Source organism: Rhodoferax sp. XS2R6, from assembly GCF_056521365.1.
This window is the reverse complement of record NZ_JBWMAY010000007.1, coordinates 47,498-67,484: the sequence shown is the minus strand read 5'-3', so window position 1 is coordinate 67,484 and position 19,987 is coordinate 47,498. Positions and strand designations below refer to the sequence as shown.

Sequence of the window (19,987 nt, the reverse complement as noted above, 5' to 3'; positions counted from 1 at the left end):
GCGGAGGTGGGGCAGTTTAGTTGCAGTAAATGCGCTGGCCGCTCTTGTCGAACAGCAGGGCCTTGGCCGCATCAAAACGCGCCTCCAGCGGCTGGCCCGAGCGCAGGCTGCGGCCGTGTTTGGTCTCGATGACCACCATCACGCCGCTGGCCGAGCGCGCGTAGACGAAGGTCTCGCCGCCCAGGTGCTCCAGCATGTCGATGGTGACGGGCAGCGTGGCGCTGCCGTCTTCCACGAAATGCTCGGGCCGCACGCCCACCGACACCTCGGTGCCTACGGCGGGCAGGTTGCCGTCCAGTGGCAAGCTCACCACCGCGTTACCAAACCCGGCCAAGGCGACCTGGCAGGCATTGGTGCCGTTGCTGCGTGTGTGGCCCGTGATGGTGCCGTCAAAGAAGTTCATGCGTGGCGAGCCGATGAAGCCCGCCACAAAGGTGTTGGCCGGGTTGTCGTACAGCTCCAGCGGCGCACCCACCTGCTCCACCACACCGGCGCGCAGCACCACGATTTTGTCGGCCAGGGTCATGGCCTCCACTTGGTCGTGCGTCACGTAGATGATGGTGCTGCCCAGTTCGCGGTGCAGGCGCGCAATCTCGATGCGCATGTGCACGCGCAGCTCGGCGTCCAGGTTGGAGAGTGGTTCGTCAAACAGGAAAACCTGCGGGTCACGCACGATGGCGCGGCCAATCGCCACGCGCTGGCGCTGCCCGCCCGACAGGGCCTTGGGCTTGCGGTCCATCAGCGGGCCCAGGCCCAGGATGTTGGCGGCCGCGTCGACCTTGGCTGTCACCTCGGCCTTGGGCACGCCGGCGTGCTTGAGCGCAAAGCCCATGTTCTCGCGCACGGTCATGTGCGGGTACAGCGCGTAGCTCTGGAACACCATGGCAATACCGCGCTTGGACGGGTCCACATGGTTCATCACCTGGTCGCCAATGCGCAGCTCGCCGCTGCTGATGTCTTCCAGGCCCGAGATGGCGCGCAGCAATGTGGACTTGCCGCAGCCCGAGGGGCCCACAAACACCACGAACTCGCCGTGTTTGATGTCGAGGTCCACGCCGCGGATGATTTCGATATTGCCGAAGGATTTGCGGACCTGGGTGAGTTTGACGTCTGCCATGTTCTTCTCCTCGTTTTATTCTGCGCGCAGCGCCAACAGCTGTTCGCCCATGCGGCGGGTGGATACGCGAACGGTGATGTCGCCCATGGCGCCAGTCGTCTCGACCCAGAAGCCGGTCACGCCGCCTTTGAGCGTGAGCGTATCGGGTCCCAGCAACTTGGCGGCACCGCTCACTTGTACTTGCACTACATCGTCCAGGAAGGGCAGCAGACGCCCGGCCTGGTCCAGCGCACGCACGATGACGCGGGTGGCGTCTTTCTCCTGGGCGTGCAGCACCGTGTCGTCCACCTGCACCTGCAGCGTGGTGGGCAGCGGATTGCCCGAGAGCTGGACGGTGGCCACGGCTTTGCCATCGATATAGCCGGTGACGGTGGCGTCGCGCCACAACATGCCCCAGGCGCCCAGGTCGTTCATGTTGACGTGGCGGCTGTCAAAAATGACGGGGGCGTGTGGCAGGTGGGGGTAACGTTCGCGGTCGGGCTCGGCGCGCTTGGCAGCAAAGTCGCCCACTTTCAGCTCCACATACTCGCAGTTGGTCAGCACGATGAGTGGCAGCACTTCGCAGCGGTCTTTCTCGCCACGTGCCCAGTAGGTCACGGGCTCCAGCACGATTTGCTCGGCCGGGCTGCACTGGCTGGTGTAGCCCCAGGCGGCGAACTTGGGCTCGCGGAAGATGTCCATCACGCCGTGGTGGCAGATGCGGTCGCCCGCACCAAAGTCTTTGTGCGTGTTGTAGTCGTACATGCACCAGCCGATGGCACCGCTGATGACGGGGTTCTCATAGGCCTTGTTCAGCACATCCAAATGCCGGCTCACGTGTTCGGCCTGGCGGTCTTCGGGGTCGATGCGCTTGGTCGGGTACATGTGGCCGTTGAACTCGGTCACCAGGTAGGGCACCTCGTGGTCCAGCCCGGTCACCTGGCGCGGCTCGCGCAGCGGCGTGGGGGCAATGCCCTTCATCCAATCCGGCGCGGCCACGTGGCAGAAGTCGTTGACGGTGTAGACGTCTTCCAGCAGCTCGCTGTTTTCGATGTAGCGCACGCCGCCGGTTTGGCGTGTGCTGTCCAGGCTGCGCGCCATGGCGTTGGTGCGGGTGTAGAAGTCGTGGTTGTCCTGCGACTCGTTGACGCGCACACCCCAGATGATGATGGAGGGGTGGTTCCAGTCGCGCTCCACCATGCGGCGCACGTTTTCTACCGATTCGTCTTGCCAGACCTGGCCGCCAATGTGCTGCCAGCCCGGGATTTCTTCAAACACCAGGAGGCCAATCTCGTCGCAGCGGTCCAGAAAGTAGGTGGACTGCGGGTAATGCGAGGTGCGCACCAGGTTGCACTTGAGCACGTCTTTCATCACGTCGGCGTCTTTTTCCTGCGCGCGCTGGCCCATGGCGTAGCCCACATAGGGGTAACTCTGGTGGCGGTTCAGGCCGCGAATTTTGAGGGGTTTGCCGTTGAGGGAAAAACCTTCGGTAGTGAAGCGTGCAGTGCGGAAACCAAAACGTGTGCTGAGCTGGTCGCGGTTGTCCAGCGTAGCGCGCACCAGGTACAGCTGGGGGGCGTCCAGCTCCCACAACTTCAGGCCGGCGAGGGATGCAAACGTGGCCTCAAAACCCGTGGCGCTGAGGCCCACGGTCTGCTGGTGCAGCACGGTGCCGTCCACCTGGCAGAGCTCCACCAAGGCCTTGCCACTGACGGTGGCGTTGGTGGGGTTGGCAATGAAGCCCTTGACCACCACACCTTTGGCGTCGGTCAGCTCGTGTGAGGTTTCCACCTTGAGGTTGGCAATGGACACCGCGTCGGTGACTTGCAGCCACACGTCGCGGTAGATGCCGGCGTAGGTCAGGTAGTCGATCTGGCCACCGAAGGGCGGGATCTCGGGGTTTTCGCTGCCATCCACCTTCACGGTGATGAGGTTGTCGCCTTCTTTCAGCAAGCCGGTCAGGCGTGCGTTGAAGGGCGTGTAGCCGTCCTTGTGCGCCACCACCTGTTGGCCATTGACCCAGACCACACTGTCGGCCATGGCGCCATCAAAACGCAGGCTCACTTCGCGGCCTGCCCATGCGGGTTGCCAGGCCAGGGTGGTCTGGTAGCCAAATTCCTTCTGGTAGCTGCGTTCGTCCAGGTAGGTCATTTCCAGGTCCACCGCGTTGTGCGGCAGGCGCACGGCGGTGCCGGGCTGGGCCTTGGCGATCAGTTCAGACGAAAAAGAGGTGTGAAAGGCCCAGCCCGAGACGAGCTTGGTAACGGTACGCATGTGAAAAACCTTATTTGACGGAGCCCAGCATGCCCTGTACGAACTGCCGTTGCATTGCGAAGAAGACGACCAGGGTGGGCAAGGTGGCCAGCATGGCCGCCAGCATGATCACGCCGAAGTCGGGGAAGTAGGCCGAGCCCAATGAGGACAGGACCAGGGTGATGGTTTTGAGTTCGGGCGACTGCAGCACGATGAGGGGCCACAGGAAGTTGTTCCAGGCCGCCATGAACACGATGATGAAAGCCGCCGCATAGGTGGAGCGCATCACCGGCACATAGACAAAAAAGAAGATCTGCCATTCTTTCAGGCCGTCCAGGCGCGCTGCTTCGCGCAGCTCGGGGGGGAAGGCCTTGGTGCTCTGGCGGAAGTAGAAAACGATGTAGGCCGACGCCAGCGCGGGCAGGATGACGCCCAGGTGCGTGTCCAGCAAATCAAACTGGGCCATCAGGATGAACAGCGGAATCATCAGCGCGGCAAAGGGCACCATCAGCGTGAGCAGCAGGCCGTTGTAGACGCGTTCGCGGGCCTTGGAACTGAACACTTCAAAGCCATAACCCGCCAAAGACGAGATGAGCAGTGTGAAGAAGCCACCCACAATGGCAATCTTCCCGGAGTTCCAGAAGACCTGGGCCACGTCAAAACTCTTGTTGAGTTTCTCGAAGTTCTCCAGTAGCGCGCTGCCGAAGGTGAACTTGCCCTTGGTCACGTCCACGGATGCGTTGGTGGCGCTGATCACCATCCAGGCAAACGGGAACAGCGACACCGCGGCCATCAGTCCCAAGAACAGGTAGACGCCGCCCATGCGGAATTTTTCAGCCCAGTTGCTCATGTCAGTTGCGCTCCCGGGCGGCATAAAACTGGATGGCGGCCAGCGCGGCGACCAGCATCACGATGACGTAAGACACCGTAGCGGCATAACCGAAGTTGGGCACGAATTTGAACGACAGGTTGTAGATGTACATGGACAGCGTGAGCGTGTTGTCAGAGAACACGGTGCCCACGGTGGTGATGTTCATGGGTTCGTCGAACAACTGCAGCGTGCCGATGGTGGAGGTCACCGTGGTGAACAGGATCACCGGCTTGAGATTGGGAATGGTGATGGAGACAAACCGGCGATACGCCGAGATGCCATCAATACGCGCGGCCTCGTAGATCGACTTGTCGATGTTCTGCATGGCCGCCAGATAAAAGATCATGTTGTAGCCGGTCCAACGCCAGGTGATGGCGATGATGATGACCACCTTGGACCAGAACGGGTCGTTGAGCCAGGGAATGGGCTCGCTGATGAGGCCCAGCCACGCCAGCCCGTGGTTGACCAGGCCGTCGTAGGAAAACATGCTCTTGAACACCACCGAATACGCCACCAGGGAGGTCACGCAAGGCAGAAACACTGCCGTGCGCAACAGCCCGCGAAAGCGCAGGTTCGGCATGTTGAGGCAACTGGCCATGACCAGGGCCAGCAACAGCATGATGGGCACCTGGATCACCAGAAAGATGCAAGTGTTCTGCAGTGCCTTCAGAAAGACAGGATCACTGGCCAGACGCACCACGTTGCCCACGCCTACGAACTCCACCACCGTTCCCTGCCCGGCATGCAGGGACATCCACAGCGAGCGGACGATCGGGTAGGCCATGAAGACCCCGATCAGCCCGAGCGCGATGGAAACAAATAGCCAACCGTTGACGTCGTAAAAACGCCGGTAGCTGGTCGTAGGCTTGGGCGCCATGGTGCTCCTTTGGTCCAGTGTTGCCGTGTGCTTACTTGATTTGCGAGGCGAGCTGGTTGTGGATGTTTTCCAGCGCCTTCTCGACCGGCATGCCTTGTGCCAAACCGGGCAGTTGGGCGGCTACCGCAGCGTCACCTTCGGCGGTGTAAATGCCGTAGTTCACGCTAGGCACCTTGCCCATCCAGTCGCTGTATTGCTGCCACACCTTGGCGCCACCGAAGAAGGGGTCGGCTTCAGAGTAAGCCTTGCCATTGCGCGAGGCCAGCAGGGAGCCCACAGCGCCGCGCGATTGCAGAATGGTTTGGTAAAAGTCCACATCCTTGGCGTACACCTCGTTCAGGAAGTCTGCTGCGGCAGCCTTCTCTTTGCCAGCGGCCAGCACATACCAGCTGGAGCCGCCCAGGTTGGAGGCGTTGGTGGCGCCTGGCACGCTCAGGCGGGGGGTGGCGGCCACAGCCCATTTTCCGGACTGGCTGGCTTCGGCCTTGACCGAGCCGGTGATCCACACGCCGGTGATGACGGAGGCCACATCGCCCTTGTTCAAGGCACCGACCCACTCGCCCCAGCCCGAGGTGGGCTTGTAAATACCGGTCTTCATGAACTTGACCTGGGTTTCCAGGGCGGCCTTCAGGGCGGGGTTGCTCTTAATATCGAGCTTGCCGTCCTTGTCAAAGTACCAGCGGCCGGCGGACTGCATCATGATGCGGATGCTGGCAATGTCTTGCGGGTCCATGGCAAACATCTTCTTGCCGGTTTTGGTTTCGACTTGTTTGCCGATCTCCAGGTAGCGGTCCCAAGTGATGTTTTGCATGTCCTTGTCGGTGAAGCCGGCCTGCTTGATCAGGTCGCTGCGGTAGTACATGCCGGTGGTGCCGGTGTCAAAGGGCAGGCCGTAGACCTTGCCACCCATGCTCATGAGGTTGACCTTGTAGCTGGCAAAGGCCTTGTGGTCCACCTTGCCAGACAGGGGCTCAAACGCGCCGGGGAAAGAGCGCAGGTACTTGGGGGCGTTGTAGTCCTCCACCAGCACGATGTCCGGCAGCGTCTTGGTCACGCCGGAGGCCAGGGTGGTCTGCAGCTTTTGCTCCACATCGGCCTTGGCCATGTCGATGATCTTGAAGGTCACGCCGGGGTGCTTGGCGGTGTAGCGCTTGGCCGCCTCTTGCATGATGGCGATGTTGAAGTTCGGGTCCCAGGCCCAGATGGTGACTTCACCCGCGTGGGCGGCGTGGCTGGCCATCAGGCCGGAGGTGCTCAGGACCAGACCAATCATGGTGCTGAGGGTGCTGCGTTTGGCGAAATTCATGGTGTGTTTTCCTGTCTCTGTGTCAATGAATGTTGTGGGCAAGTGGCGCGCAGTAGAACACTGGTGCGCTGGGCTTGTTGTCTCCGGTTAGCGTGTGATGACGGTGGTGCGACTGGCATCCTTTCCAAAATTTAAGCGGTTAAATTTTTGGCCCGACCTGAGGCCTGCGTTCACTGATTCCCCAGAGGAGCGACATCCCGGAAGCTCCCCTGAAACACCCCGAAAATTAAAATTTAAGCGGTTAAATTCAGCAATTTTTGGAGTATACCTACGGGTATCGGCAAATAAACCGGGTCCTAGGGTAAATCCTAGGCTTCAAAAAACGTATCAATCGATGCCAATTCACACGAAGTTGCAGCGCACATGGCCACCCTGAGTGAAGTCGCGCGCCTGGCCGGTGTCACCACCGCCACCGTTTCCAACGTGCTGCGCAACACGCAGAAGGTGAAGCCTGCCACGGTGCAAAAGGTGCAAGAGGCCATCGCCGCCACCGGCTACCGGCCCAACCTGATGGCGCGTGCGCTGGCCGAGGGCAAATCGTCCATGGTGGCGCTGGTGCTGCCCGACATCAACAACCCGTTTTACCCCGAGTTCGTGCGCGTGGCCGAGCGGGTGGCGCGCCACCGCAATTACTTTCTGATGGTGTGCAACACCGATGAGCGCCCCGACATAGGCCGTGCCTACCTGCACCAGATTGCCGGCACCCTGGCTGACGGCGTGCTGGTGCTGCACACCGGTATCAGCGCCGACGACATCAACGAGTTGAAGACGCGCCGCTCGCCCATCGTGCTGGCGTCTGAAGAACAGGTTGACCTGGCCAACCAGATTCCCCACGTGGTGGTGAACTTTCACCGCGCTGGCGAGATTGCGGGTCAGCATTTGCTAGAACTGGGGCACCGCCGCATCGGCGCCATCGTGGGTTGTGGCCTGGAAGGCATGCAGCTTGGCCGCCTCAACGGTTTCAAAAGCGCACTCGCCTCCAGCGGCAGCACCTTGATTGACGCCATGGTCCGCAATGTGAGCGACACCGTGGCCGGTGGCCACGAAGCCACCGACTCGTTGCTGGCCCAACACCCGGATTTGACCGCCATTTTTTGCACCAATGACCTGATGGCCTACGGTGCCAGCCAAGCCCTGGCGGACCGGGGTATCCGTATCCCGCAAGATATTTCACTTATCGGCGTGACCGATATCCAGCTGGCGCGCGACATGCGCCCGGCCCTCACGACCGTGGCCTTGGGCATTGAGCAGGTGGCCACCATCTCTATCAATCTGCTGCTGGACCTGATCGAAAACCCGCAGCACGAGCCCACCATCGTGCATGTGCCCGACCCGGTGCTGGTGGTGCGGGCCTCCACCGGCCCGGTGCGCAGCGGCGCCTGAGCCAGCGGCTGCGGGTGCGCCCTACAGCGTGTCGATAGGGTTGCTGGTGGTCTCGTCGCCAATGGCGAAGCGGTCGCGGCAGCGCGTGTAAAAGCTGGCACCAAAGCGCCCCACCGGGTGGTAGTCCTGCAGGCGCACGCGCCAGGCCTCGGTGTCAATCAGGCCATCGCGCGCGCTGAGCCACAGCACCCGACCAATGAAGACATAACGACTTGCGGTCTCCAAGGTTTCGTGCAGCACGCATTCAAAGGCTACGGGTGCTTCGGCAATGCGCGGCGGGCGCACGCTGTGCGAGGGCGTGGCGTGCAGGCCCACGGCGTCCAGCTCGCTGACGGAGGCCGGAAAACTCTCGCCGCAGGCATGCATCTGGGCGGCCAGCGCCTCGTCACTCATGTGCACCACAAACTCATGCTGCGACAGAATGTTAGCTGCCGTGTCCTTGAGCCGCCCGTCTTGCAGGCGGTTGATGCTGAGCATCACCACCGGCGGGTCTTCGCCCAGCATGTTGAACATCGAGAACGGCGCGGCGTTCACCACACCTAGCGCGCTGAGCGTGGTCACCAGCGCGATGGGGCGCGGCACGATCAGGCTGGCCATGAGTTTGTAGCGCTGGTAGGCGCTGATCTGCGAGAAGTCGACTTCAGTCATGCGCCAGGTCGCACGCAAGGGGCATGCCGATCGCCATTGGCATCTCAAATTGCTATCAATTTAGGAGCTATTTGCGCAGTATCTACAAGGGCTAGGGCCTTATTTGGCTTGAAAATCGCCCGACGCCAGCCGTTCCTGCGCCGCCATCAGCACAGCGCCCAGCAGCATCTGCACATCGTCCAACCGGGTGCGGTGGTTCACCAGCGCCACGCGGATCGCCAGCACCCCGCCAATGCGCGTGGTGGACGGCACCGCCACGCCAGACTCCTGCACATCGGCCACGATGTCGGCGTTGAGCGCGTCCAGGTCCACGCCCTGCCCCAGCACGCGGAAGCACACCACATTGAGCGTGACCGGCGCCAGCCGCTCCAGCTGTGGTTGCGCGTCCACCAGATGGGCCAGCTGCTGCGCCAGGCTGCAGTTCTGCGCCACCACCTGGCCCAGCTTGGCTGCGCCATAGGTCTTGAGCGTCATCCACACCTTGAGCGCACGGAAGCCGCGCGACAGGTCGGGCCCGAAGTCGGTGGGCCAGGGGTGGTTGCCCGCCAGGCCGCGTGCGCCGCGTTGCAGGTAGGCGGGCTGGGTGGCAAAGGTGGCGGCGTGCAGCGTGGCATCGCGCACCACAATGCAGCCCGCGTCGTAAGGCACTTGCGCCCATTTGTGAAAATCAAACGCCACCGAGTCGGCCTGGCTCAGCCCCTGCACCAGCGGGCGCTGCGCGGGCGAGAGCATGGCCAGCGCGCCATAGGCCGCGTCCACATGGAACCACAGGCCCTGCGCGCGTGCCAGCGCGGCCAATGCGGCAAGGTCGTCCACCGCACCGGTATCCACGGTGCCCGCGCTGCCCACCACCATGAAGGGCTGCAGGCCGGCCGCACGGTCTTGCGCCATGGCGGCTTGCAGCGCATCGCTGCCCAGGCCCGCCATGTCCATGGCGCGCGCCACGCAGTTGTGCGCCTCTACCGAGGTGTAGGCCACCAGCGGCCGGCCCTGCAGTCCGCTGCGCCGCACGTCCGTGCCCAGCGCCCGCGTGCGCGCCACCAGCACGGCAATCAGGTTGGCCATGGAGGTGCCGGTCACCAACACACCACTGGCGTCTTGCGGAAAACCCAGCATCTCGGCCGCCCAGCGGATCACCTGGCGCTCCACCTCAATCGGCGCGTGGTCGCGCCCGCCCAGGTTGGGGTTGGTGGCGGCGGTTAGCAGTTCGGCCAGCATGCCCACGGGGTTGCCTCCACCCTGCACCCAGCCCATGAAACGGGGGTGGCTGTTGCCACTGCCATAGGGTTGCACCAGGGTCTGGAAGTCCTGGTACACGGCCTCCAGGTCGCCGGGTTCGGTGGGTAGCGCCCCCATGCGTAAGGCTTGGCGGGCATCGTTTGGCATGGGCTGCCACACCGGTGCTTCACGCAGGTCGGCCAGCAGGTCCACCATGTCGTCGAGCATGCGGTGGCACATCTGGCGCACCGAATCCCAGTCGGTCGGGTCCAGGCTGTCGGGGGAGGCTTGGAAAGGAATGTCAGCGGGCATGCGGATGGCTAACGTCGTTGACACCGTGGGGCCAGCGGCCCTCAGACCACAGCAGCGGTAAACGCAATCTCCAGCAGGTAGTCGGGGCTGGCCATCTCGGCGCTCACGCACACCCGGGCAGGGGCACGGCCTTCTGGCAGCCAGGCCTGCCATGCGGTGTTGAACGCCGCGCGGTCTGCCATGTGTTTGAGGTAGATGGTGGCCAGGAGCAGATGACTTTTGTCGCTGCCTGCCAGTGCCAGCGTGCGCTCCGCCTGCGCGAACACGGCCAGCGATTGGTTGGTGATGTCCGTGCCGCTCTCGGGCACTTCCACAAAATAAGCCGTGCCCTGGTGCACCACCGCATCAGACCACTGGGCCTGCGCGTTGATGCGGGTAATGCCGTCAGACATCGATGTTGCCGGCGCGCAGCGCATTGGTTTCAATGAATTCGCGGCGCGGCTCCACTTCGTCGCCCATCAGCATGGTGAACACGCGGTCGGCTTCGATGGCATCGTCGATCTGCACTTTGAGCAGGCGGCGCACGGTGGGGTCCATGGTGGTTTCCCACAGTTGGGCGGGGTTCATCTCGCCCAAGCCCTTGTAGCGTTGGCGGCTGGTGCCGTTCTCGGCCTGCGTGATCAGCCAGGCCATGGCTTCGCGGAAGTCGGAGACCTTCTCTTCCTTCTGGCGCTCGCCCTCGCCGCGCATGACGCGGGCGCCTTCGGACAACAAGCCCTTGAAGGTGTTGGCGGCTTCGGCCAGTGCGGCGTAGTCGGCACCGTGCACAAAGTCTTGTGTGAGCACGCTGCTCTTCACATTGCCATGGTGGCGGCGGCTGATGCGCAGGATGGGTTTGTCGGTGCGGGCATCAAACTCGCCGGCCACTTCGGCATCGGGCAACTTGGCTTGCAGCGCGGCGGCAGACGCTTCGGCATCGGCCACGGTGTCCAGGTTCAGTGCCACGCCATCGGCCACGCTGCGCAGGGCTTCGGCATCCATGAAGTTCTTCAGGCGCGCGATGACGGCCTGGGCCACCTGGTGTTTGCGTGCCAGTTCGCCCAGCGTGTCGCCGTTGATGGTGGTGCCGTTAGGCCCACCGGTGAACACCGAGGCGTTGAGCAACGCGATGCGCAGCAGGAAACCGTCCAGGTCTGTCGGGCCTTGCAAGTACAACTCTTCCTTGCCGGCCTTGACCTTGTAGAGCGGTGGCTGCGCAATGTAGATGTGGCCGCGCTCCACCAGCTCAGGCATTTGGCGGTAGAAGAAGGTCAGCAGCAGCGTGCGGATGTGGGCACCGTCGACGTCGGCATCGGTCATGATGATGATGCGGTGGTAACGCAGTTTGGCGACGTTGAAGTCGTCGTTGCCGGTGCTGCCACCGGCTTTGCCGATGCCAGTGCCCAAGGCGGTGATCAGCGTCAAAATCTCGTTGCTGGTCAGCAGCTTTTCGTAGCGTGCTTTTTCCACGTTCAAAATCTTGCCGCGCAACGGCAGGATCGCCTGGAACTTGCGGTCGCGGCCCTGCTTGGCGGAGCCACCGGCGGAGTCACCCTCGACGATGTAGATTTCGCACATCGCCGGGTCTTTTTCCTGGCAGTCGGCCAGCTTGCCGGGCAGGCCCATGCCGTCCAGCACACCTTTGCGGCGCGTCATGTCGCGGGCTTTGCGCGCGGCTTCACGGGCGCGTGCGGCTTCGATGATCTTGCCGACGATGATCTTGGCGTCGTTGGGGCGTTCCTGCAGGTAGTCGGCCAGCAGCTTGGACACGATGTCTTCCACCGGGCCGCGCACTTCAGACGAGACCAGCTTGTCCTTGGTCTGGCTGGAGAACTTGGGCTCAGGCACCTTGACCGACAACACGCAGCACAGGCCTTCGCGCATGTCGTCGCCCGTCACTTCCACCTTGGCTTTTTTGGCCAGCTCGGTGTCGTCGATGTATTTGTTGATCACGCGGGTCATCGCGGCGCGCAGGCCGGTCAGGTGGGTGCCACCGTCACGCTGGGGGATGTTGTTGGTGAAACACAGCACCTGCTCGTTGAAACCGCTGTTCCACTGCATGGCCACTTCCACACCAATGTTGGTGCCCTGGTCGCTCTGGCGGTCACCCATGGCGTGGAAGATGTTGGGGTTCAACACTGTCTTGCCTTTGTTGATGAAGTTCACAAAGCCTTGCACACCACCCGCACCGGAGAAGTCGTCTTCTTTGCCGCTGCGTTCGTCCTTCAGGCGGATCTTCACGCCGTTGTTCAGGAAGGACAGCTCGCGCAGGCGTTTGCTCAAGATCTCGTAATGGAAGTCGTTGTTCTCTTTGAAGATGTCGGTGTCGGGCAAAAAGTGCACTTCGGTGCCACGTTTTTCGGTGTCACCAATCACCTTCATGGGCGAGACTTCAATGCCGTTTTGTGTCTCGACGATGCGGTTCTGGACAAAACCTTTGCTGAACTCCATCACATGCACTTTGCCGTCACGGCGGATCGTCAGGCGCAGCATTTTGGAGAGTGCGTTCACGCAGGAGACGCCCACGCCGTGCAAACCGCCTGACACCTTGTAGCTGTTTTGGTTGAATTTGCCACCTGCGTGCAGCTCGGTCAGTGCGATTTCGGCAGCTGAGCGTTTGGGCTCGTGTTTGTCGTCGAGCTTGATGCCGGTGGGAATGCCGCGGCCGTTGTCCACCACGCTGATGGAGTTGTCGGAGTGGATGGTGACCAGGATGTCATCGCAATGGCCGGCCAGCGATTCGTCGATCGAGTTGTCCACCACTTCAAACACCAGGTGGTGCAGGCCGGTGCCGTCGGACGTGTCGCCGATGTACATGCCGGGGCGCTTGCGCACGGCCTCCAGGCCTTCCAGAATCTGGATTGAGCCTTCGCCATAGGCCTCGGTCGCACCGGCTTGGTTGGTGTCGATGGTGGGCTGGAAGTTGGAACTGTCTGTGCCCGCATCGCCCGTGTGGACGAGTCCATCGTTGTTTTCGGGGGCTGGAACAGACTTGTTTTCTTCGGTCATGGCTAACTTTCTCTCGATTCTTTAATGACCAAACCCCCGAAGGCCGGGGGTTTGGTTGCGCAAGCAGCTACTATTTTTGTAGCATCAAATTCTCATGGGCATCACGACGTACTTGAAGGTCGCGTTGTCCGGGATGGTGATCAGGGCCGAACTGTTGCCGTCCGACAGCTCCACTTTCACCATTTCCTGGCCCATATTGCTCAGGGCATCGATCAGGTAGGTGACGTTGAAGCCAATCTCGATGCTGTCACCGCCGTAGTCGATGTCCAGTTCGTCCACCGCCTCTTCCTGCTCAGCGTTGTTGGACGCCACACGCAGGCTGCCGGGGTCAATGTTCAGGCGCACGCCCTTGAACTTGTCGCTGGTCAGAATGGCAGTGCGTTGCAGCGTCTTGAGCAATGCTTCGCGGCCCAAGGTGATGCTGTTCTTGTGGTTCTTGGGGATGACGCGGTTGTAGTCGGGGAACTTGCCCTCGACCAGCTTGGTCACGAACTCCATGCCGTCAAAGGTGAACTTGGCCTGGTTGTTGGCAAACTGCATTTCAATCGCGCCTTCGGCATCGCTCAGCAGGCGCTGCAGTTCGATCACGGTCTTGCGCGGCAAGATCACTTCTTGCTTGGGCACTTCCACGTCCAGCGTGGCAGACGCAAAGGCCAGGCGGTGGCCGTCCGTGGCTACCAAGCTCAGCTGCTTGCCTTCGGCGACAAACAGAATGCCGTTGAGGTAGTAACGGATGTCGTGCACGGCCATCGCGAAGGACACCTGGCTCAGCAGGTCCTTCAGGGTCTTTTGCGGCACGCTGAACACAGGGCCAAAACTGGCGCTTTCTTGCACCAGCGGAAAGTCTTCGGCCTGCATGGTCTGCAGGGTGAACTTGCTCTTGCCGCCCTTGAGGATGATCTTGCTTTGGCTGGACTCCAGGGACACGGTCTGGTCACCGGGCATGGTGCGCAGGATGTCGATCAGCTTGCGCGCGCCAATGGTGGTGGTGAAGTTGCCGGTGTCACCGCCCAGCTCGGCCGTGGTGCGGATCTGGATTTCCAGGTCGCTGGTGGTCAGCTGAATCGATGTCCCCGTTTTGCGCAACAGCACGTTGGCCAGGATAGGCAGCGTATGGCGGCGCTCGACAATACCGGCCACGGACTGCAGAACCGATAGAACCTTGTCTTGCGTTGCCTTCAATACGATCATGTCAACCTCTTTTTGAAACTCAACCATGGATGCAAGGCCCACAAAAGCCCTGCATTTACAAACAATCTCACCATTTTCCCCTTTTTTGATAGCGACTTGAGGGGTCTGGCACTTGTTTTTACATTCAACCCTTCAGGGTTTGCTCCAGGACGTGGAGCTGCTGGTTCAGCTCGGTGAGTTGCTGGCGCTCCCCCCCGATTTTCCGGACCGCATGTAGCACCGTGGTGTGGTCGCGCCCGCCAAACAGCTCGCCGATCTCGGGCAGGCTTTTTTGGGTCAGTTCCTTGGCCAGGTACATGGCAATCTGGCGTGGCCGGGCAATGCTGGCCGGGCGCTTCTTGCTGTACATGTCGGCGACCTTGATCTTGTAATAGTCCGCCACGGTCTTTTGGATGTTTTCCACAGAAATCTGGCGGTTCTGGATCGACAGCAAATCGCGTAGCGCTTCGCGGGCCAACTGGATGGAGATTTCCTTCTGGTTGAAGCGGGAATAGGCCAGGATCTTGCGCAGCGCGCCTTCGAGCTCGCGCACGTTGGAGCGCACGTTTTTGGCCACAAAGAAGGCGACCTCTTCGGGCATCTCCGAACCCTCGGCGCGTGCCTTGTTGATCAGAATCGCCACCCGCATTTCCAGCTCGGGCGGCTCAATCGCCACCGTCAAACCGGAGTCAAAACGCGAAACTAGCCGCTCGTGGATGTCTGCCAACCCCTTGGGGTAGGTGTCACTGGTCATCACAATGTGCGACTTTTTGGCCAGCAGGGCTTCAAAGGCGTTGAAGAACTCTTCCTGGGTGCGGTCCTTGTTGGCAAAGAACTGCACATCGTCAATCAGCAACAAATCCAGCGAGTGGTAACGCTCTTTGAATTCATCAAAAGTCTTGCGCTGGTAGGCCTTAACCACATCCGATACAAATTGTTCCGCGTGGATGTAGAGAACTTTGGAGCCCGGCTTGTCTGCCAGCAGGCGGTTGCCTACTGCGTGCATCAAGTGGGTCTTGCCCAGACCCACGCCGCCGTAGATGAACAGTGGGTTGTACAGATGGCCTGGCATGGTGGCCACGTGCATGGCGGCGGCACGGGCCATGCGGTTGGCAGTGCCCTCAACCAGGCTCTCAAAAGTCAGCAGGCTGTTGAGCCGGTTCTTGGGGCCGCCACTGACGCGGTCTTCGCCCACCTCAACTTCATCAACGGCTGTAGGTACTTCAGCAACTCGGGGCATGCTGGCTTGCCTGACAGGCGCTTCACGCGGAGTGATCGCTAACTCAACCATGACGGGTTGACCGTACAACTTCTCCAGCAAGGCTGCGATGCGCTGGCTGTATTGGGCCCGTACCCAGTCCAGTTTGAAGCGGTTGGCCACAAAAATGGTGGCCTTGGACATGTCGTCATGTACCTGAGCGGCCAGGGGCTTGATCCAGGTGTTGAACTGCTGCTCTGGCAGCTCTTGGGCCAACTGGTCCACGCAGCTTTGCCACAGGCTTTGACCGAGCTCCTGGCTGTGGGTATCTGGTGTGTGTGGGGGGAGTCCCTGGGTCATTGTGGGGGTCAGCTTCTGTGGATAGTTATGGATTGCTGCGCGCTGGATTGTAATTTATCAAGACTTTATCCACATTCTGGCTGGCAAAACCAAATCTTACAGTGCTGCACACCATGTAGACGCTAAGGTGTTGCTGTGATTCAGAAAATTTGCGATAATGCCGGGTTCCCCTGATTGTGTTCGGGGCGATAGACCGACATTCGTGCCTCATTTCCCCTTGGTTTCCCTCGGGGAGGCGGTGCGGATACCCACAGAGCCTGTTAGGAAATTCACATGAAACGCACTTACCAACCCTCCAAAATCCGCCGTGCACGCACCCATGGTTTTCTGGTCCGCATGAAAACCCGTGGTGGCCGCGCCGTGATCAACGCACGCCGCGCCAAGGGCCGCAAGCGCCTGGCTGTCTAATTCGCGCGGATCTGGCAAACCAAGGCTGACTGGCTTTTGGTCCTTGCGGATTCGCCACATGCCGGCAACGCTCCGGTGCGGCGCCTCAAAACCCGTGCCCAGTTTCAAGCGGTGCTTGGCGGGATGACTGTGTCCAAAACAGTCCACTTCGCCTTGCACGCCCGTGCTTTGGCAGTAGCCTCCGACGTGTCGGAGGCTTTGTTGTTTCCGGAACCTGCGGTGTGGCTGGGTGCCATGGTGCCCAAGCGGTGGGCCAAACGCGCGGTCACGCGCAACACCATCAAGCGCCAGATCTACAACGTGGGAATTGAATTCTCCACGGGCTTGGAGCCGCGTGCGCATTTGGTGCGTTTGCGCTCTGGGTTTGACCGCGCCCAATTCCCCAGTGCCACGTCGGATGCCCTCAAGGCCGCGGTGCGCAGCGAGTTGCAGCAGCTGTTTGCGCGTGCCCGAACCTCGGCCGTTGTAGCCAAGCCATGATGCAGGCCGCACTGATGGGGCTGGTCAAGGCCTACCGTTTGTTCCTGAGCCCTTGGCTGGGGTCTGCCTGCCGTTTTGAGCCAACTTGTTCCGCCTATTCTTTGCAAGCGCTGCAAACGCATGGCGCGGCAGCGGGCTCTTATCTCACGTTGGCCCGTCTGGCTCGCTGCCACCCTTGGTGTGCGGGTGGGCATGATCCGGTTCCTGCCGAACGTCCCCGGCTCTTCGGCCGTCTGATTTCCTCTCCTTCTGAAAAGAAAACTTCATGAACGATATTCGCCGCACCATCCTGTGGGTGATCTTTGGCTTCTCCATGGTGTTGCTTTGGGACCAATGGCAGATCCACAATGGCAATAAAGCCACTTTCTTTCCAAGCCCGGCCAAAACCACCGCGCCTGCGGCTGCAGCGCCAGCGGGTAAAACGGATGCCTTGGTGCCTGCCGCGACTGCGCCGGCTGGTGCCGCTCCTGCGGTGCCCGCTGCGCCCGCCGTGGCCGGCGAACGGTTTGAGGTGAACACCGATGTCTTGAAGCTGACATTCGACACCGAAGGTGGCTCCCTGGTGCGCTCCGAGTTCCTCAAGTACTCGGACATGGCCGACAAGATCCGCAACTTCGTGTTGCTAGACGATTCCAAGGACCGTGTGTACCTGGCGCAAACCGGTGTCATTCCGGGTGCTGCTGGCGGCGCATCGCCCACCCACAAATCGGTCATGACCGTCAGTGGTGACCGTGCCTTGAAAGAGGGCCAAGACGAATTGGTGATCACTTTCACCTCGCCCGAAGTGGGTGGCCTGAAATTGGTGAAGACCTACACCCTGCGTCGTGGCGCTTATGACATTGCCGTCAAGCATGAGCTGACCAATGCTTCCAGTGCCCCTCTGTCGCCCCAGCTGTACCTGCAGTTGGTTCGTGACGGCAACAAACCGGCCGGTGAGTCCTCGTTCTACTCCACTTTCACGGGCCCTGCGGTGTACACCGAGGCCAAGAAGTACCAAAAGGTAGAGTTCAGCGAGATCAAGAAAAAGAGCGCGACTTTCGAGAAGGAAGCCGACAACGGCTACATCGCGATGGTGCAGCACTACTTTGCCAGCGCCTGGATATTGCCTGCAGGCACTGCGCGCTCCTACTCTCTGGATGGCGTGGACATCGGCTCGGGCATGGCAGATTGCTGCTACCGTGCCACCATGATTTCGCCGGTGCCGGCCATTGAGTCTGGCAAGACCCAAACCATTGCAGCCACCTTGTTTGTGGGTCCCCAGGAAGAAAAAGCGCTGGAAGCCCTGGCTCCCGGCCTCGAACTGGTGAAGGACTACGGTTGGTTGACCATTCTGGCCAAGCCCCTGTATTGGTTGCTCGACAAGCTGCACGGTTTTATCCAGAACTGGGGCTGGTCCATCGTGGCGCTGGTGCTCTTGCTGAAAATCGCTTTCTACTGGCTCAATGCCAAGGCCTACGCGAGCATGGCCAAGATGAAGGCGGTCAACCCCAAGATCATGGAGATGCGTGAGCGCCTCAAAGACAACCCGCAGCAAATGCAACAGGAGATGATGCGCATCTACCGTGAAGAAAAGGTCAACCCCATGGGTGGTTGTTTCCCCATCATGGTTCAGATCCCGGTGTTTATTGCGCTGTACTGGGTGCTCCTGTCCAGCGTGGAAATGCGCAATGCGCCCTGGTTGGGTTGGATTCAGGACTTGTCCTCGCCAGACCCTTATTTCATCCTGCCCCTGATCATGACGTTGACCACGCTGCTGCAGACGGCCCTGAACCCCGCGCCACCAGATCCTCTGCAAGCCAAGATGATGTGGTTCATGCCGCTGGCGTTCAGCGTGATGTTCTTCTTCTTCCCCTCGGGCCTGGTGTTGTACTGGATCACCAACAACATTTTGTCCATCGCACAGCAGTGGATCATCAACACCCGCATGGGTGTACCGCCCCAGTTCAACCTGCCCAAGTTCAAGTAAGCAGGCGGGGGTCATGCAGCTGTGCTGACACGCCAAAGCGACCCCATCGTGGCTGTGGCCACGGCCCCCGGACGGGGGGCCGTGGGTATTGTCCGCATCAGCGGCAAAGACCTTTCCGGGTTTGTCCAGGCCCTCTTGGGCCGCACCTTGCGGCCACGCGAAGCCACCTATCTGCCCTTTGCCGATGCACAAGGCCAGCCGCTGGACCAGGGGCTGGCCTTGTACTTTCCGGCACCCCATTCCTTCACCGGTGAAGATGTGCTGGAGCTGCAGGCCCATGGTGGTGCCGTCGTCTTGCAATTGCTGGTGGCGCGCTGCCTGGAGCTGGCGGCTACTGTCCCCATTGGGTCGGGTAGCGCGACCTTGCCGGGGCTGCGCATTGCCGAACCCGGGGAGTTTTCCCAGCGGGCTTTTCTGAACGGCAAGATCGACCTGACCCAGGCGGAGGCCATTGCCGATTTGATTGATGCCAGCACCGAAGCGGCGGCGCGCAGTGCCACGCAGTCGTTGGCGGGGGCATTCTCCCGGCAGGTGCATACGCTGCTCGAAGCGCTGATCCATCTGCGCATGCTAGTCGAGGCGACGCTGGATTTTCCGGAAGAAGAAATCGATTTTCTGCAGAAAGCAGATGCGTTGGGGCAACTGCAAACACTGCAGGGCACCGTGCAGCAGGTGCTGCAGCAAGCCACCCAGGGCGCCTTGCTGCGTGAGGGCATTACCGTGGTCATCGCTGGCCAGCCGAATGCTGGCAAGTCCTCCTTGCTCAATGCATTGGCGGGCGCCGAGCTGGCCATCGTCACACCCGTTGCGGGCACCACGCGGGACAAGGTGCAACAGACCATCCAGATCAAGGGCATTCCCATCCACGTGGTGGACACGGCTGGCCTGCGCAGCAGTGACGATGCCGTGGAGCAGATCGGCATTGCACGTGCCTGGCAAGCCATTGAGGAGGCCGATGCGGTGTTGTTTTTGCATGACCTGACACGCCAAAATGCTATGGAATACATAGCTGCTGACGCAGATATTACGGGGGCTTTAGCCCAAAAGCTTGCTAAAAACACACCGGTGATCCATGTCTGGAACAAGGCCGATGCGGTGCCTGAGGTGGCGCCTGATACGGGCATTGTCTTGTCGGCCAAAACCGGTAGGGGCCTGGATGCCCTGCGGGAGCGCTTGTTGGTGTCCGCTGGCTGGCAGCCTTCGGCGGGTGGCAGCTTCATGGCACGCCAACGCCACTTGCAGGCACTGCGCCAGGTGGATGCCCATTTGATGGAAGCCCATGCCCACTTGGGCACGGGTGCCAATGCCCTGGACCTGTTGGCCGAAGAGTTGCGCCTGGGCCAGAACGCACTGAGCGAAATCACCGGTGCGTTCAGCTCGGATGACCTGTTAGGTGTGATCTTCTCGAAGTTTTGCATTGGCAAATAGCCTGCACTACACTCCATCGCTCCCA

Annotated in this window: 17 protein-coding genes; 6 read left to right on the top strand and 11 right to left on the bottom strand. The window is 61.0% G+C overall.

From position 1 onward, the window contains the following. Window positions 1–16: 16 nt before the first annotated feature. From AC097A_RS18450 to AC097A_RS18430, 5 genes are read right to left on the bottom strand one after another with little or no spacing between them, the layout of a single operon-like run. Window positions 17–1,117 (bottom strand): ABC transporter ATP-binding protein, encoded by a 1,101-nt coding sequence (locus AC097A_RS18450; protein ID WP_479621962.1) that lies wholly within the window; start codon window positions 1,115–1,117, stop codon window positions 17–19. 15 nt (window positions 1,118–1,132) lie between these two features. Continuing rightward, complete coding sequence (locus AC097A_RS18445; RefSeq protein ID WP_479621961.1) at window positions 1,133–3,370, bottom strand: glycoside hydrolase family 2 protein; 2,238 nt, start codon at window positions 3,368–3,370, stop codon at window positions 1,133–1,135. Window positions 3,371–3,380: 10 nt separating this feature from the next. Beyond that, entirely contained in the window at window positions 3,381–4,199 is an 819-nt protein-coding gene (locus tag AC097A_RS18440) for a carbohydrate ABC transporter permease (protein ID WP_479621960.1), read from the bottom strand. A 1-nt stretch (window position 4,200) separates the two neighbouring features. After that, on the bottom strand, window positions 4,201–5,097 hold the full coding sequence (locus tag AC097A_RS18435) for a carbohydrate ABC transporter permease (protein WP_105260253.1): 897 nt from the start codon (window positions 5,095–5,097) through the stop codon (window positions 4,201–4,203). 31 nt (window positions 5,098–5,128) lie between these two features. After that, window positions 5,129–6,403, bottom strand: a complete 1,275-nt coding sequence (locus AC097A_RS18430; RefSeq protein ID WP_315494494.1) for an ABC transporter substrate-binding protein — start codon at window positions 6,401–6,403, stop codon at window positions 5,129–5,131. Window positions 6,404–6,766: 363 nt separating this feature from the next. Between AC097A_RS18430 and AC097A_RS18425 the strand changes: the two genes are divergently transcribed. Next, entirely contained in the window at window positions 6,767–7,786 is a 1,020-nt protein-coding gene (locus tag AC097A_RS18425; protein ID WP_479621959.1) for a LacI family DNA-binding transcriptional regulator, read from the top strand. Window positions 7,787–7,807: 21 nt separating this feature from the next. On the opposite strand, the gene AC097A_RS18420 is transcribed toward AC097A_RS18425, so the two are convergent. The 6 genes from AC097A_RS18420 to dnaA all read right to left on the bottom strand — a co-directional run bounded on the left by AC097A_RS18420 (window position 7,808) and on the right by dnaA (window position 15,680). Further along, the gene (locus AC097A_RS18420; RefSeq protein WP_479621958.1) at window positions 7,808–8,434 is read right to left on the bottom strand and encodes a flavin reductase family protein; all 627 of its coding nucleotides are present in this window, start codon (window positions 8,432–8,434) and stop codon (window positions 7,808–7,810) included. Between the two features lie 99 nt (window positions 8,435–8,533). Further along, entirely contained in the window at window positions 8,534–9,964 is a 1,431-nt protein-coding gene (locus tag AC097A_RS18415) for a pyridoxal phosphate-dependent decarboxylase family protein (RefSeq protein WP_479621957.1), read from the bottom strand. A gap of 41 nt (window positions 9,965–10,005) precedes the next feature. Further along, window positions 10,006–10,356, bottom strand: coding sequence for a RidA family protein (locus AC097A_RS18410; protein WP_479621956.1), 351 nt, complete (start codon window positions 10,354–10,356; stop codon window positions 10,006–10,008). Continuing rightward, a complete protein-coding gene (gene gyrB, locus AC097A_RS18405; RefSeq protein WP_479621955.1) occupies window positions 10,349–12,952 on the bottom strand; it encodes a DNA topoisomerase (ATP-hydrolyzing) subunit B in 2,604 nt (867 codons plus the stop codon). The genes AC097A_RS18410 and gyrB overlap by 8 nt, the downstream gene beginning before the upstream one ends. 84 nt (window positions 12,953–13,036) lie before the next feature. Continuing rightward, window positions 13,037–14,143 (bottom strand): DNA polymerase III subunit beta, encoded by a 1,107-nt coding sequence (dnaN, locus tag AC097A_RS18400; protein WP_105260433.1) that lies wholly within the window; start codon window positions 14,141–14,143, stop codon window positions 13,037–13,039. A 124-nt stretch (window positions 14,144–14,267) separates the two neighbouring features. After that, window positions 14,268–15,680 carry a chromosomal replication initiator protein DnaA gene (gene dnaA, locus AC097A_RS18395; RefSeq protein WP_315480159.1) on the bottom strand — a complete coding sequence of 471 codons (1,413 nt, stop codon included), beginning with the start codon at window positions 15,678–15,680 and terminating at the stop codon, window positions 14,268–14,270. Between the two features lie 273 nt (window positions 15,681–15,953). On the opposite strand from dnaA, the gene rpmH reads away from it, so the two are divergent. The 5 genes from rpmH (at window position 15,954) to mnmE (ending at window position 19,962) form a co-directional block, all read left to right on the top strand. Further along, window positions 15,954–16,088: a 50S ribosomal protein L34 gene (rpmH, locus tag AC097A_RS18390; protein ID WP_006299042.1), complete on the top strand. Its 135-nt coding sequence runs from the start codon at window positions 15,954–15,956 to the stop codon at window positions 16,086–16,088. A 75-nt stretch (window positions 16,089–16,163) separates the two neighbouring features. Further along, window positions 16,164–16,568 (top strand): ribonuclease P protein component, encoded by a 405-nt coding sequence (locus AC097A_RS18385; protein ID WP_315849140.1) that lies wholly within the window; start codon window positions 16,164–16,166, stop codon window positions 16,566–16,568. Next, entirely contained in the window at window positions 16,565–16,837 is a 273-nt protein-coding gene (gene yidD / locus AC097A_RS18380) for a membrane protein insertion efficiency factor YidD (protein ID WP_105260262.1), read from the top strand. The genes AC097A_RS18385 and yidD overlap by 4 nt, the downstream gene beginning before the upstream one ends. Then, on the top strand, window positions 16,834–18,534 hold the full coding sequence (gene yidC / locus AC097A_RS18375) for a membrane protein insertase YidC (protein ID WP_479621954.1): 1,701 nt from the start codon (window positions 16,834–16,836) through the stop codon (window positions 18,532–18,534). The genes yidD and yidC overlap by 4 nt, the downstream gene beginning before the upstream one ends. A gap of 21 nt (window positions 18,535–18,555) precedes the next feature. Then, on the top strand, window positions 18,556–19,962 hold the full coding sequence (gene mnmE, locus AC097A_RS18370) for a tRNA uridine-5-carboxymethylaminomethyl(34) synthesis GTPase MnmE (protein WP_479621953.1): 1,407 nt from the start codon (window positions 18,556–18,558) through the stop codon (window positions 19,960–19,962). Window positions 19,963–19,987: the final 25 nt, after the last annotated feature.